Below are 12,974 nucleotides of genomic sequence, written 5' to 3'. Positions count from 1 at the left end.
CATCACCTCCTCGGGCGGGTTCAGCTCGACAGCGGTTCGGTCGAACCGCGGGCCAGCGCGGATTCGACGCGTTCGAGTTCGGACCGGATCAGCGCGCCGTACGCGTCGGCAGCGAGGACATCGAGGTGCCCGCGGGCGATGGTCAGCTGCATGCGCGCCGTGTCGAAATCGCCGACGCGGCGGTGGCTGTCGGCCAGGTTCAGATACAGCGACGGAAGGAAGCTGCGCAACCCCTCGTCGAGCGGAATGCCGGGGCCGAACACCGCGGCCAGTGCCCGCCGATCCCAGAGCAGCGCATCGGCGGCCGCCCCTTGGAGATCCGCCAGGTGGTGCGCGATCACGCAGCGGTGCAAGGGATCACCGCCCTCTCCGATCTCGTCCCACAACTTCTCCAGCGCCTGTCGCGCCGCCGCCGGGTTCCCCCCACCGAGCCGCACCGCGGCAAAGATGTCCGCCATCCGATCGTCCGCCATGCGCCGAGTATCGCACATATGTTCGATCGATTTCGAGGGGTTGTTCGACCCGTGTCCACCACCTCGACCGCCGACCCGGAAAGTGATCAGCGCCACTTGGCAGGTAAACTTACTTCGGAGTAAGTTCGTGCCAAACAACCTGCAAAGGAGCAGCGATGACCGAGGCCTCCGCTGACGCTGCCGGCGCACGTCGCCGCCGTAACCGCGATATCGCCGGACGACATGTCCTGATCACCGGCGCCTCGTCCGGCATCGGCCGGGCGGCCGCGATCGCCGTCGCGGGCAAGGGCGCCACGGTGTTCCTGCTCGCGCGCCGCGCCGACGAACTCGCGAGCGTGGTCGAGGAGATCAAGGCCGCGGGCGGCAGCGCCTACGCCTACCAGTGCGACGTCACCGACTCCGACTCGGTCGATCACGCCGTGAAGACCATCCTCGACGAACACGGCCACGTCGACATGCTGGTGAACAACGCGGGCCGGTCGATCCGGCGCGCGATCCACCGCTCCACCGACCGGCTGCACGACTTCGAACGGACCATGGCGGTCAACTACTTCGGCGCGCTGCGGCTGACGCTGGCCCTGCTGCCGCAGATGCGTGAGCGCAAGTTCGGCCACATCGTCAACATCAGCAGCGCGGGCGTGCAGGTGGCCACGCCACGCTTCGCGGCCTACCTGGCCAGCAAGGCCGCGCTGGACAAATTCGCCGAGGTGGCCTCGGTGGAGACGATGGCCGACGGCGTCACCTTCACCACCATCCACATGCCGCTGGTGCGCACCCCGATGATCACCCCGAGCGGCGATCAGGGACCGTCCGAATCCCCCGAATGGGCCGCGGCGACCATCGTGCGCGCGCTGACCGAACGCCCCAAGCGCATCGACGTGCCGCTGGGCACCTTCGCCGAATACGGCGCGCTGCTCACACCCAAGTTCCGCGACCGAATCCTGCACCGCTACTACCGCGCCCTGCCGGACTCCCCGGCGGCCAAGGGCGAACAGGTGGAGGAGACCGAGGACAACGCCGAACCCGTGGTGTCCCGAGCGGAACCGCGTCCGCGCTCGGCGGCCCGGCGCGTCACCGGCACCGCCCTGCGCCGCGCGGCCCGCTGGGTGCCCGGCACCCACTGGTGAGCCGAACCGCTCGACGAGCTCAGGCGGCCAGGAACGGGTGCACGGCGGCGGCGAACTCGCGATAGCGGTCGCGGTGGATGCTGTGGCCGCAGGTGAACGCGGTGACCGTGCAGTCGGGGACGGCGGTGCGCAGGAACTCGAGCTTCACCGGGTCGACCATGCCGCCGGGCCCGCCGCGCAGCACCAGCGTCGACGCGGTGATGTCGGACAGCCGGTCCCACCACTCCGGGTTCGGCTTGCGGAACTGCTCGAGCGCGGTCCTGGTCATGGACCGGTCGAAGGCCAGCACCGCGCGCGGATGCCGGACCAGGCTCGAGGTGGCGTGCCAGAGCTCGGGCACGGTCGGGAAACGCCGGGTCAGGCGTAATTCCTCGGCGCCGGACTGCAACGGCAGCGGGCATTCCTCGATGACCAGGCGACGCACCAGCGCGGGACGCTCCTGCGCGACGCAGGAGACGGCGTAGCCGCCCAGCGAATGACCGACCAGATCCACCGAGGTCAGCTCCAGCCGCTCGCACAGGTTCAGCACGTCGGCGCCGAACTCGTCGAACCGATACGACTCGGTGTGCGCACTACGGCCGTGGCCGCGTAGATCGGGGATGATCACCCGGCGGCCCGCCTGCACCAGGGTCCGCGCGAACCGGTCCCAGGTGTGCCCGTCCCCGCCCATGCCGTGCACCAGCACCACGGGCACGCCGGAACCCGCGGTCGCCCCCGAGTCCCGGTAGGCGATCCGCACGTCCCCGCATGCCAGCTCGGCCGCCGTCAGATCCACGATCTTCGAGGGTACCGGGGTCGCGGCGGCCGGACCTGCGACTTGTCACCCGGATCACGTGCGCCGAGCAGCACAGATCCGCTGCGCCGGCGGTGCCACCGGGAAAACTTCCTGGCGAAACCCGTTGTGCCGCGCAATACTCCGGGCATGCCGTCCTTCGCGGAGTACGACCGCCGAAACTATCCCACCGTCGACGTGGCCACCGGATACGACGGCTGGGCGCCGACGTACGAGCACACGGTCATGGACGAGATGGATATCGCGCTGCTGGCCCGCCTGCGCCGACCGGCGTGGGCCCGGGTGCGGCGGGCCGCCGACCTCGGCTGCGGGACCGGACGGACCGGCGCCTGGCTGCGCACCCAGGGCGTCGAAGAAATCGATGGCGTCGACGTGAGCACCCAGATGCTGCAGCGGGCCGCACAGCGCGGCGCGCACAGCACGCTGACCACCGGCGACGTGCGCGACACCGGACTGCGCGGCGGAGCCTACGACCTGATCATCGCCTCGCTGGTCGACGAGCACCTGCCCGAGTTGGCGCCGTTCTACGCCGAGGCCTGGCGGCTCGCCGCACCCGGCGCGCGGTGCGTGCTGGTCAGCTTCCACCCCCAGTTCATGATGGTGACCGGCATGCCGACGCACTACACCCCGGCCGGCGGCGAACCGGTGGCGATCAGCACCAACCTGCACCTGCTCAGCGAGCACCTGACCGCGGCGCTGGACGCGGGCTGGGTGCTCACCGAATTCGCCGAGGCACTGATCGACGAGGCCTGGCTGGCCGCGAAACCGAAGTGGACGCACCTGCTGGGGCAGCCGTTCACCATGGCTTCGGTGTGGACCCGGCCTCAGTCGTAAAGCCCTTCCGCACGCCAGTTCCCGTCGTAGTAGAGCAGCAGCAACACCCGCACCTCGGCGGCCGCGCCGTCCAGCTGCACCTGGGCGCGGGCCGTGAAAGTGGCTGCGCCGTCGGCCTTTCCGGGGGTTTCCGGCGCCCACCAGCGCTCGTCCACCGGCCACGGTCCGGCCCATCCGGCCAGCCGCCACTGCCTGCTGCCCCAGCGCAGGCGGGACGGGTCGGCGCTGAACAAGGCGCGTTCGGTGATCCGGACCGGCCTGCCGTCGGCGTCCTCCAGCTGCACCACCGGGCGGTGCAGCAGGATCAGCGCGGGCGCGGGCTCCGGCAGCCGGCCCGGCCACGGCAGCGCCGGATCGGCGGCGGGCACGAGCTCGTCGCCCAGCGCGACCATGGTGACGCGCTCGGTGGGACCGCGACCGCCGCTGAGCACGCCGACCCGCACCGCTTCCCCGCCGAGCAGGCCCTGCACCCGGACGAGCGCACGACGGGCCCGCTCGTCCTGTTCGCCCACACCGCCCCACAGGCCGAGTTGCAGCGCGCCCGCGGCCACCACCTCGACCGGGTCCAGGCGCAGCCGGACGATCGGCGCGGTGGGCCGGTCCCGATGGGTGAGCCAGCCGTCGAGCTGCCAGCGCACCCGGTCCGCGGTGCCCTCCGGGGTCAACGGCTCCGCGCAGCGCCAGATCCGGGAAAGCTCCTCTCCCGCTTCTGTTTCGGCGAAAATAGACAGCCGGGTACAGGCCAGCCCGGCGGCCGCGAGCGCGGTGTGCAGGCGGGTGGCGAGCAGGCGGCCCGCGAAGGCGGCGGCGTCCACCCGCTCGATCGGCGGATCGCAGGGATACTCCACCGCCAGGTCTTTCGGCGGCTGCCGCGCGGCGGGCGGCCGTTCCGGTTCGGCGTTGGCGCTGCGGTGCGCGAGCACCGCGTCCGCGCCGAAGCGCGAGGCCACCTCGGCGGTGGACAGCGCGGCGAAATCACCGATCCGGCGTAAACCCAAGCGGTGCAACAGATCCACCAGGTCGGTCCGCTCTGGTGCGGCCAGGCTCGGCTCGATCGCCAGCTCGTGCACCGGCAATGACGCCAGGAAGCGCGCCCCGTGCCCGGCGGGCACCAGCGCGCCGCGGCGGGCGGCGATCACCGCCGTGGACACCTCGTCGGCGATGCCGACCTGCGCCTCCACCCCGGCGGCGGCCGCGGTGTCGACCAACCGCTCGGCCGCCACCTCCTCGGAGCCGAAAAACCTTGCGGCACCGCGGGCCCCGAGCACCAGCAGTCCCGGCCGCAACACCTCTACGCCGGGCACCGTCTCGTCCACCGCCGCCACCACCGGTTCGAACAGCCGCGCGTCCCGATCCGGATCCGCCTGGGCGAGTAACAGATCGGGGCAACGGGCTTGCGCTTCCCGGCGCTTGAGCCCGCGCCGCACCCCGTCGGTGCGCGCGACCGCCGAACACGCGACCACCCGGTTGGCGAACAGCACCGCCACCGGCCGCGTCGCGGGTATTCCGGCCAGCGCCGCCGCGGCGACCGCCGGCCAATCCGGGCACCACAGCGCGAGTACCCGGGTCGCCTTTCCCGACTTCGGACGAATCATGGTGCCGCTGAGCCGTTCCCGAGCACGGGGGTCGGGTTCCTCACGAGGCTGCTTCGCCGGCGTCGAGCACCGGCACGGCCCGCCGGTTCGTCTCGTGCCGGACCCATTCGACCCGGCCCGCCCGCGAACACAGGTCGAGCCTGCCGCGCCGGGGCTGCCCCTCCTTACCGCGCACCTCCACCTCCAAGCCGAGGGCGCGCAGGCGTCCCCGGCCCCGGCCGAGCCCCGCGTAACCGGCGACGCGCGCGTCGAGCCGCAGCGTGGGACCGGGCCAGCGACCGTCGGTGACCACCAGGGTCGAGCCCTTGTTGCGGGCGCGGGCGGCGATCACCCTGGTGCGGGCGGGCGGCACTGCCGCGCCGCTCAGGCCGAGCACGACCAGGTCGAGACCGTCGAGCAGGACGGCGGCCACCTCCACCGGGTCCTGGCCCGGGTCGGCGATCACGGCGAGCCGCTCCAGCTGGGCGCCCATCTCCGCCGCGGCGAGCAGGCCGAGCCGCGGCACCCCGACCACCGCGGCATGGCCGCCGGCTCCGGTCACCGCGGCGACCAGCCCGGCGAGCAGCGAACGCGCCCCGGTGTAGGACACGACGGAACCTTTGACCAGCCCACCGTCCGGCAACAACTCGGCGAGCGGCGGCGGCACCGCGAGCACCTCCCGGCGCAACCGCGCCTGCGCCGGTACCCGCTCGACCGCCGCCGCTCCGCGCCCGGGGATGGCCGCCATCTTTCTGCGCAGCTCAGCCAAGGTCGGCCGGGTCTCTCGACCGGCCGACGGCGACGAGCCCCGCGGTTGTGCCCCCTCCTGCGTTCGCGCATCCGAACCCATCCCTACCACCTACTTCCCACGATGGACCCGGGTCGGCACCGACTCAGCTATCGATCCGTAATCGAATATACGTTCGATACCTGCTCAGTAGAAACCGACCCCCGGGTTCCGTCAAGAGGGCGCACCCGTGGGCGGCGATTTCGAAACGCGGCCGTTGTACAACGACGGCCGCTCAACCCGGTCGTTATGCGGGTGCGACGGCGGCATGCGGTGTCGCCACGAATCAGGCCAGCTAAGCCCATTTTCCGCTACCCTCGCACCCGTGACCGAACGCGCTCGTCCCATCGTCGGCCCCGACTACCTCGTCGCCGGCCGCTACCGGCTGCAGTCGAAGGCGGGCGGGGGTGGCATGGGCGCGGTCTGGCTCGCGCACGACCGGCTGCTCGATCGGGATGTCGCGATCAAGCAGGTCATCTCGACGGCCGGGCTCGACGAGCAAGAGGCCAACGAGATCCGCAGCCAGATCATGCACGAGGGCCGGGTCGCCGCCAAGCTCTCGCACGAGCACGCGATCGCCGTCTACGACGTGGTGCTGGAGGCCGGCGAACCGTGGCTGGTGATGGAACACCTGCCTTCCCGCAGCGTCGCCAAGGCGCTCGCGCTGGTCGAGACCCTCCCCCCGATCGAGGTGGCGCAGATCGGCGCGCAGGTGGCCGACGCGTTGGCCGCGGCACACGCGGCGGGCATCGTGCACCGGGCCATCAAGCCCGGCAACATCCTTGTCGCCGACCGCGGTCCGATCGTCGGCATGGCCAAGCTCAGCGACTTCGGTATCTCGCGCGGCGCGGGCGAGCACTCCGACGAACCCGACGGCGTGATCACCGGCACCCCCGCCTACCTGCCGCCGGAGGTGGCGCGCGGCGCCCAGCCGACCAAGGCCAGCGACGTGTTCTCCCTCGGCGCCACGCTCTACACCGCGATCGAGGGGCAGCCGCCGTTCGGTTTCGACGAGGACCAGGACGTCGTGGTGACCCGCGCGGCCATGGCGCAGATCATCCCGCCCACCCGCAGCGGCATGCTCACCGAGGCGCTGCTGCACATGATGGAGCCCGCCCCGCAGCGACGGCCGACGATGGCCGAGGCCAGAGACGAAATCCTCACCGCCGCTTTCGGTCCCGGCACCGGTCCGTACATTCTCGGCGCACCGGTGCGCACCGAGGACGGCACGATTCCGGCGTGGGCGGCCCGCAATTCGGCCTCCGGCTTACGCAGCCCGCACTCCACCCCGTTACCCCGCCCGCACCGCACCCCCGCGAGCACCGCGGCGGCCCCCGCCCCGCAGCGCACGAAGGCCCCGCAGCCGAGCAGCGCTCCCCTGGCCATCGCCGTCGGCCTGCTGATCGGCCTGATCATCATCATCGCGATCATCGTCGCGGTGATGTAAGCACCTCTCCCGCAAGCCAACCTGCCCCGAGCGGACGAGGAGTTCGCGCGCGGCGAACTCAGTCGATGCGGCGCCGATGCGCCCAGCGGGTGAGCGCATTGCGATTGGACTGCTGGGTTTTGCGCAGCACGTTGGAGGCGTGCGTCTCCACGGTTTTCACCGAGATGAACAGGTTTTCGGCGATCTCCCGATAGGTGTAGCCGCGCGCGAGCAGGCGCAGCACCTCGAGTTCCCGCGGGGTCAGCGAATCCAGTTCCGGATCCAGCGGCGGTTCCGGAACCGGTGACTTACCGGTGAACGAGTCGAGCACGAAACCCGCCAGACGCGGGCTGAACACGGCGTCGCCACCAGCCACCCGCCGGATGCCGTCGGCCAGTTCGGCGCCCGAAATCGTCTTGGTCACATAGCCTCTGGCGCCTGCCCGGATCACCGCGATCACGTCTTCGGCGGCGTCGGAGACGCTCAGGGCCAGGCACACCGGCCCGTCCTCGATACCGCCGAGCACCGCGACGCCGCCGCCGTCGGGCATGTGCACGTCGAGCAGCACCACATCCGGTTTCGCCGTGTTGATCCCGGCGATCGCCTCGGCCACCCCGCCCGCCTCACCGACCACTTCCATGTCGGTTTCTCTGCTCAACTCCGCCCGCACACCCGACCGGAACACTGCGTGATCGTCGACGAGAAAGACTCGCACGGTCACCTATCCGCCTCTCCGCGTACTCCGCCGGACATGAAAGCCACCGCGCTGTCGCCGCGGGCCACCGGCCGCACGCTGAGTCTAATGAAAAATCATCATGGCACGGGTTGCCGGACTTCGGCCTCGGCCGCCTGCTCGTCGGCGGCGTCCTCCGGGCCACCGGAATCCGTGCGCGGCATGAAGATTCGTACCTCGGTGCCGCGTCCCGGATGGGACAGGATCTCCACTTGACCACCGCGGCGTTCGATGCGGCCGCGAATGGATTTCGCCAGCCCCTGCCGGTCCTGCGGTACCGCCGCGGCATCGAAACCGGTGCCGCGGTCGCGCACGAAGATGCTCACCTGATGGGGTTCGGTCTCGGCGAAGAGGTCGATCTCCGGGACGCCCGCGTGCTTCGCGGCGTTGACCAGCGCCTCCCGGCTGGCGCCGAGCAGCGCGGTGAAATGCTCCTTGGGCAGGCCGGATCCGGTGTCACCGAGATCCATCGAGACGTCGCCGACGGTCACCGGGGCGACCTTCACACCGTGCTGGTCCTCCACTTCGCCCGCGATGGTGCGCAGCGCGGCGGCCAGACTCGACTGCGCGGGCCCGGCGTCCTCGAACAACCACTTGCGCAGTTCGCGCTCCTGGCTGCGCGCCAGCCGCGCCACCTCCTGCGGGTCGTCGGCCTGACGCTGGATCAGGGCCAGCGTCTGCAAAACCGAATCGTGCAGGTGCGAGGCGATCTCCTCGCGTTCCTCGTTGCGGATGCGCGCCGCGCGCTCGGCGTTCAACGCCCGCATCATGCGCAGCCAGAGCGGCACCGTCAGCAGCGCCGCCCCGACCAGGGTGACCGCCACCGCGACGAGCGCGGACCCGAGCGAGCTCAGATCGATCCGGGCCAGCACCACCACGCCGAGCCCCGCCACGATCAGCGTGCCGCCCGCGACGATGCGCGCCCAGGTCACCACCGAGGGACGAGCGGGCAGGCCGAGCAGCGAGCGGGGACCGTCGGCGTCGTACTCGCGCCAGACCAGCGCCGCGCCGATGGCCACCACGATGATCGGCACGATCACGCTCGCCGCGGTCCCGCTGAACAGCCAGGACACCCCGACCGCGAGCGCGAGCCCGAGCAGGGCCAGGCCGATCGCCTGCCGCCGCTCCGAACCGGAGGCCTTCACCACATCGTTGCCACCGGGGGTGAAGATCCACAGCAACCCGTAGGTGACGATGCCCGCGCCGAACGCGGACAGCAGCACGAAGGCGATGCGTACCTTGAACACGTCGATGCCGAGGTGATCGGCGATGCCGCCCGCCACCCCGCCGACGATCCGGCCGCCCGAGCGCCGGACCATCCGCGCATGCGGCGCGCGCCCGGGGTCGAACACCGGCGCCGGGCCGAAACCGCGCACAGGATCGAACCCCCGCGTGGCTTCGAACCCCCTGGTGTCGAACGAGGGCGCAGACGGGTACATGTCTTCGATAGTGACACGCGCCCCGGCAGCTAGCTATCAGGAATCACCCTGATCTTCGCGCCCACCCGCCGCTGACCGGCCGGTCCAAAGGATGGGGGGAATTATTCAGGGTTCCCCCCGATGTGCGGATGCGCTGGTCAGGCACAGTATGGGAACCATGACGAAAACGAGCTTCGGGGACCAGCTCCAGCACATGTGGCGCACGCGGCCGGTGCGGCTGCCTCGACAGGGACCGATCGCCGGCGTCGCGGCCGGGTTCGGCCGGCGGTACAACGTCGACCCGGTGCTCGTTCGCGTGGCGTTCGTGGTGTCGGCCATCTTCGGTGGCGCAGGCGTCGTCCTGTACCTGCTCGCCTGGCTACTGTGCAGCGAGGCCGGGGATCAGGCATCGGCGGCCGAGTCGCTGGTGGGGAAGGGCCACAGTTCCCAGTCGCAGACCAAGACGATCGTGTTGATCGTCGCGCTCGCCATCGCGGTGAGCACGATGGGTCCGGTCGGGGTCGGCCTCGGCGGCTCGGGGCTGATCAGCCTCGCGCTGATGCTGGCGGGCTGGTGGATGCTGCATCTGCGCAACCCCGCGGCACCGCCCGGCACCACCAGTGAGTTCAGCGGGTTGATGACCGACGACGGCATCACCGCCACCGGGTACCCCGGCGCCACCTTCCCGCCGGGCGCCCCGCGCACCGCCGGAGCCATGTACGTCCCGCCGACCAGCGTGTACACCCCGTACACCAAGCTGCCGGACGCCTACGTCCCGGACGCCCCCGCTCCCGAAACCGCATCGCCGCAACCGGATTCGCCCGTCGCCGCCGAAGCGCCCACCGCCGTGCTGCGGGTGGACGAGCAGTCCACGACGATCATCGACCTCGAAAAGCCCGCTACGCCCGGCGCAGACAGCACCGCCGCGCTGGACAAGCGGAACGCGCCGGCCGAGTCCGCCGACGACATCCAGGACGCCGAGATCGTCCCCGACCCCGCGCCCGCACTGCGCAAGGACGCTCCCGCCGAACGGTTCGACACCGGAACGCCTTCCGGTGCAAGCAGATCCGCGACGCTCGACCGCCCGGCTCCGCCGTCCTGGGATCCGCTCGGCGTCGCGCCGCTCGCCTGGGACCTGCCCGAACCGACCCCGGTCCGCACCGTGGTCGCGCCCCCGCCGAAACGCCCGCGCTCCCGACTGACCCCGGTGGTGATCGGCCTCGCCATCCTGGCGGCCGCGGGCGCCGGTGCGCTGGCCGCCTCCGGCGTCGAATGGATGACGCCCGGCCGGATCGCGGCGGTGGCGCTGGCGGTGGTCGGCCTGGGCCTGGTGCTCGGCGCCTTCCTGCGCCGCGGCTACGGACTGCTGGTGCTGACCGCCCCGCTGGCCGGCTTCGTCCTGCTCGCCTCGGCGATCGGCCCGGTCGAACTCGATCGCGCCGCGATGGGCGAACACGTCTGGACCCCGACCTCGATCGACCAGTTGGACGCGAAATACCGGATCAACATGGGCGCGGGCAAACTCGACCTGCGGTCGCTGAATCTCACCGCGAATCGCACCGTCGACATCAATGTCCGCATGGGCGACTTCCAGGTGCTGGTGCCCGCCGGCATGACGGTGCGCACCAATTGCAATGTGGCGATGGGTGATTGCGTCAACGGCGTCACCGGACCGAATACACCCGACACCCCCGTGCTCGACCTGCAGGTCGACGTCCGGGCCGGCTCGATGGCGGTGCAACGTGGCTGACAATTCATACAACGAGACCGACACCAAGCGCGGCCCGTCCGCCTCGCTGCTCATCGTCGGCCTGCTGGCCCTCGGGGTGAGCGCCTGGGCCTTCATCGGCCCCGAGTCGTGGTCGAAGACCAGCGGGGTGCCGCTGGGCTGGATCGTGGTGCTCGCCGCCATCGTCGTCGGCGTGGTGCTGGTGGTCTCCCCACGCAAACGACGCTGAGCACACAACACACGAAAGGCCCCGTCCGAAGGGACGGGGCCTTTGCCGTCGGCTCAGTGCCGGATCACTCCCATTCGATGGTGCCCGGCGGCTTGCTGGTCACATCGAGGACGACCCGGTTGACCTCCGGCACCTCGTTGGTGATCCGGGTGGAGATCCGCTCCAGCACCTCGTAGGGCAGCCGGGTCCAGTCGGCGGTCATCGCGTCCTCGCTGGAGACCGGGCGCAGCACGATCGGGTGACCGTAGGTGCGGCCGTCGCCCTGCACGCCGACGCTGCGCACATCCGCGAGCAGCACCACCGGGCACTGCCAGATCTGCTTGTCGAGCCCGGCGGCGGTGAGTTCCTCCCGCGCGATGGCATCGGCCTGGCGCAGCGTGGCCAGCCGATCGGGGGTCACCTCGCCGACGATCCGGATGGCCAGGCCGGGGCCGGGGAACGGCTGCCGGCCGACGATCTCCTCCGGCAGGCCGAGCTCACGACCGACCGCGCGCACCTCGTCCTTGAACAGCAGGCGCAACGGCTCGACCAGTTCGAATTCCAGGTCGTCGGGCAGGCCGCCGACATTGTGATGGCTCTTGATGTTCGCGGTGCCGGTGCCGCCGCCGGACTCCACCACATCCGGGTACAGCGTGCCCTGCACGAGGAATTCGACCTTCGAGCCGGTGTCCGCGGCGTCCGTGCCCTGCTCGAGCACGACCTCGGACACCGCGTCCTCGAACGAACGGATGAACTCGCGTCCGATGATCTTGCGCTTCTCCTCGGGGTCGGTGACGCCCTTCAACTCGCCGAGGAACTTGTCGACCGCGTCGACGGTGACCAACTTGGCCCCGGTGGCGGCGACGAAATCCTGCTGCACCTGCTCGCGCTCGCCCGCGCGCAACAGGCCGTGGTCGACGAACACACAGGTCAACCGGTCCCCGATGGCGCGCTGCACCAGCGCGGCGGCAACCGCGGAATCGACACCGCCGGACAGACCGCAGATCGCGTGCCCGGTGCCGATCTGCTCCCGCACCCCGGCGACCAGCGATTCGGCGATATTGGCGGGCGTCCAGGTGCCCGGGATGCCCGCGATCTCGTGCAGGAAGCGGCTGAGCACCTGCTGGCCGTGCGGCGAATGCAGCACCTCGGGGTGGTACTGCACACCGGCCAGGCGGCGGGCCCGATCCTCGAACGCGGCGACCGGCGCGCCCGCGGTGGTGCCGGTGACCTCGAAGCCCTCGGGGGCATCGGTCACCGCGTCGCCGTGGCTCATCCACACCGGCTGAATGGTGGGCAGGCCGCCGTGCAGCACGCCGCCGTCGATATTGAGTTCGGTGCGGCCGTATTCGCGGGTGCCGGTGTGCGCGACCGTGCCGCCGAGCGCCTGCGCCATCGCCTGGAAGCCGTAGCAGATGCCGAACACCGGCAGGCCCAGATCGAACAGTCGCGCGTCCAATTGCGGTGCGCCCTCGGCATACACGCTGGCCGGACCGCCGGACAGGATCACCGCGAGGGGCTGGCGCTCGGCGATCTCCGCCACCGTGGTGGTGTGCGGGATCACCTCGGAGAACACACTCGATTCGCGGACCCGCCGAGCGATCAGCTGTGCGTACTGCGCGCCGAAGTCGACGACGAGGACCGGTCTCTGTGTTTGCGCCACCGGCACAGTTTAGTGAGCGCGCCGAACGAGCGAATCATCGGCACCGCGGTGCCGCTACCAGCACCGACGAGGCCGTCACGGTAGTACGCGGGCGGCAGCCGCCGCGGGCGGCACGACGAGCATCCACGCAGCGAAGGCACGGCCGAGCGAACTGTCGGCACCGCCGACACGCGGCCGCGGTGCCCGATCTCCAGCGCCGCGGCGCCGAA

Annotated in this window: 12 protein-coding genes; 5 read left to right on the top strand and 7 right to left on the bottom strand. The window is 71.1% G+C overall.

Features of this window, described 5'->3' with window-relative positions:
• Nucleotides 1–20: 20 nt before the first annotated feature.
• A complete protein-coding gene (locus tag TY25_RS34550) occupies nt 21–473 on the bottom strand; it encodes a hypothetical protein (RefSeq protein ID WP_029894997.1) in 453 nt (150 codons plus the stop codon).
• 155 nt (nt 474–628) lie between these two features.
• Here TY25_RS34550 and TY25_RS34545 point away from each other — a divergent pair, with 155 nt between their 5' ends.
• Nucleotides 629–1,600 (top strand): SDR family NAD(P)-dependent oxidoreductase, encoded by a 972-nt coding sequence (locus TY25_RS34545; protein ID WP_042263476.1) that lies wholly within the window; start codon nt 629–631, stop codon nt 1,598–1,600.
• A 19-nt stretch (nt 1,601–1,619) separates the two neighbouring features.
• On the opposite strand, the gene TY25_RS34540 is transcribed toward TY25_RS34545, so the two are convergent.
• Entirely contained in the window at nt 1,620–2,375 is a 756-nt protein-coding gene (locus tag TY25_RS34540; RefSeq protein WP_042263473.1) for an alpha/beta fold hydrolase, read from the bottom strand.
• A gap of 147 nt (nt 2,376–2,522) precedes the next feature.
• Here TY25_RS34540 and TY25_RS34535 point away from each other — a divergent pair, with 147 nt between their 5' ends.
• Entirely contained in the window at nt 2,523–3,227 is a 705-nt protein-coding gene (locus TY25_RS34535; protein ID WP_042263471.1) for a class I SAM-dependent DNA methyltransferase, read from the top strand.
• Here TY25_RS34535 and TY25_RS34530 read toward each other — a convergent pair.
• Entirely contained in the window at nt 3,218–4,822 is a 1,605-nt protein-coding gene (locus TY25_RS34530; RefSeq protein ID WP_042263469.1) for a DNA polymerase Y family protein, read from the bottom strand. The two genes, TY25_RS34535 and TY25_RS34530, sit on opposite strands and share 10 nt — an antisense overlap.
• Nucleotides 4,823–4,862: 40 nt before the next feature.
• On the bottom strand, nt 4,863–5,651 hold the full coding sequence (gene imuA', locus TY25_RS34525; protein WP_042263467.1) for a DnaE2-dependent mutagenesis accessory factor ImuA': 789 nt from the start codon (nt 5,649–5,651) through the stop codon (nt 4,863–4,865).
• A gap of 262 nt (nt 5,652–5,913) precedes the next feature.
• On the opposite strand from imuA', the gene TY25_RS34520 reads away from it, so the two are divergent.
• Nucleotides 5,914–7,035, top strand: a complete 1,122-nt coding sequence (locus tag TY25_RS34520; RefSeq protein ID WP_042263465.1) for a serine/threonine-protein kinase — start codon at nt 5,914–5,916, stop codon at nt 7,033–7,035.
• A 58-nt stretch (nt 7,036–7,093) separates the two neighbouring features.
• Here TY25_RS34520 and TY25_RS34515 read toward each other — a convergent pair whose 3' ends face one another.
• The gene (locus TY25_RS34515) at nt 7,094–7,729 is read right to left on the bottom strand and encodes a response regulator (RefSeq protein WP_014981839.1); all 636 of its coding nucleotides are present in this window, start codon (nt 7,727–7,729) and stop codon (nt 7,094–7,096) included.
• A gap of 98 nt (nt 7,730–7,827) precedes the next feature.
• A complete protein-coding gene (locus TY25_RS34510) occupies nt 7,828–9,066 on the bottom strand; it encodes an ATP-binding protein (protein WP_042263564.1) in 1,239 nt (412 codons plus the stop codon).
• Between the two features lie 268 nt (nt 9,067–9,334).
• Between TY25_RS34510 and TY25_RS34505 the strand changes: the two genes are divergently transcribed.
• Nucleotides 9,335–10,915 carry a PspC domain-containing protein gene (locus tag TY25_RS34505; protein ID WP_052383387.1) on the top strand — a complete coding sequence of 527 codons (1,581 nt, stop codon included), beginning with the start codon at nt 9,335–9,337 and terminating at the stop codon, nt 10,913–10,915.
• Nucleotides 10,908–11,123: a hypothetical protein gene (locus TY25_RS34500; protein ID WP_042263463.1), complete on the top strand. Its 216-nt coding sequence runs from the start codon at nt 10,908–10,910 to the stop codon at nt 11,121–11,123. The genes TY25_RS34505 and TY25_RS34500 overlap by 8 nt, the downstream gene beginning before the upstream one ends.
• A 64-nt stretch (nt 11,124–11,187) precedes the next feature.
• Here TY25_RS34500 and guaA read toward each other — a convergent pair whose 3' ends face one another.
• Nucleotides 11,188–12,765, bottom strand: coding sequence for a glutamine-hydrolyzing GMP synthase (gene guaA / locus TY25_RS34495; RefSeq protein WP_042263561.1), 1,578 nt, complete (start codon nt 12,763–12,765; stop codon nt 11,188–11,190).
• Nucleotides 12,766–12,974: the final 209 nt, after the last annotated feature.

It is taken from the genome of Nocardia brasiliensis NBRC 14402 (genome assembly GCF_000308475.2).
GTDB classification, from domain to species: domain Bacteria; phylum Actinomycetota; class Actinomycetes; order Mycobacteriales; family Mycobacteriaceae; genus Nocardia; species Nocardia brasiliensis.
The sequence above is the reverse complement of the archived record's forward strand: the minus strand, read 5'-3'. Positions and strand labels throughout refer to the sequence as shown.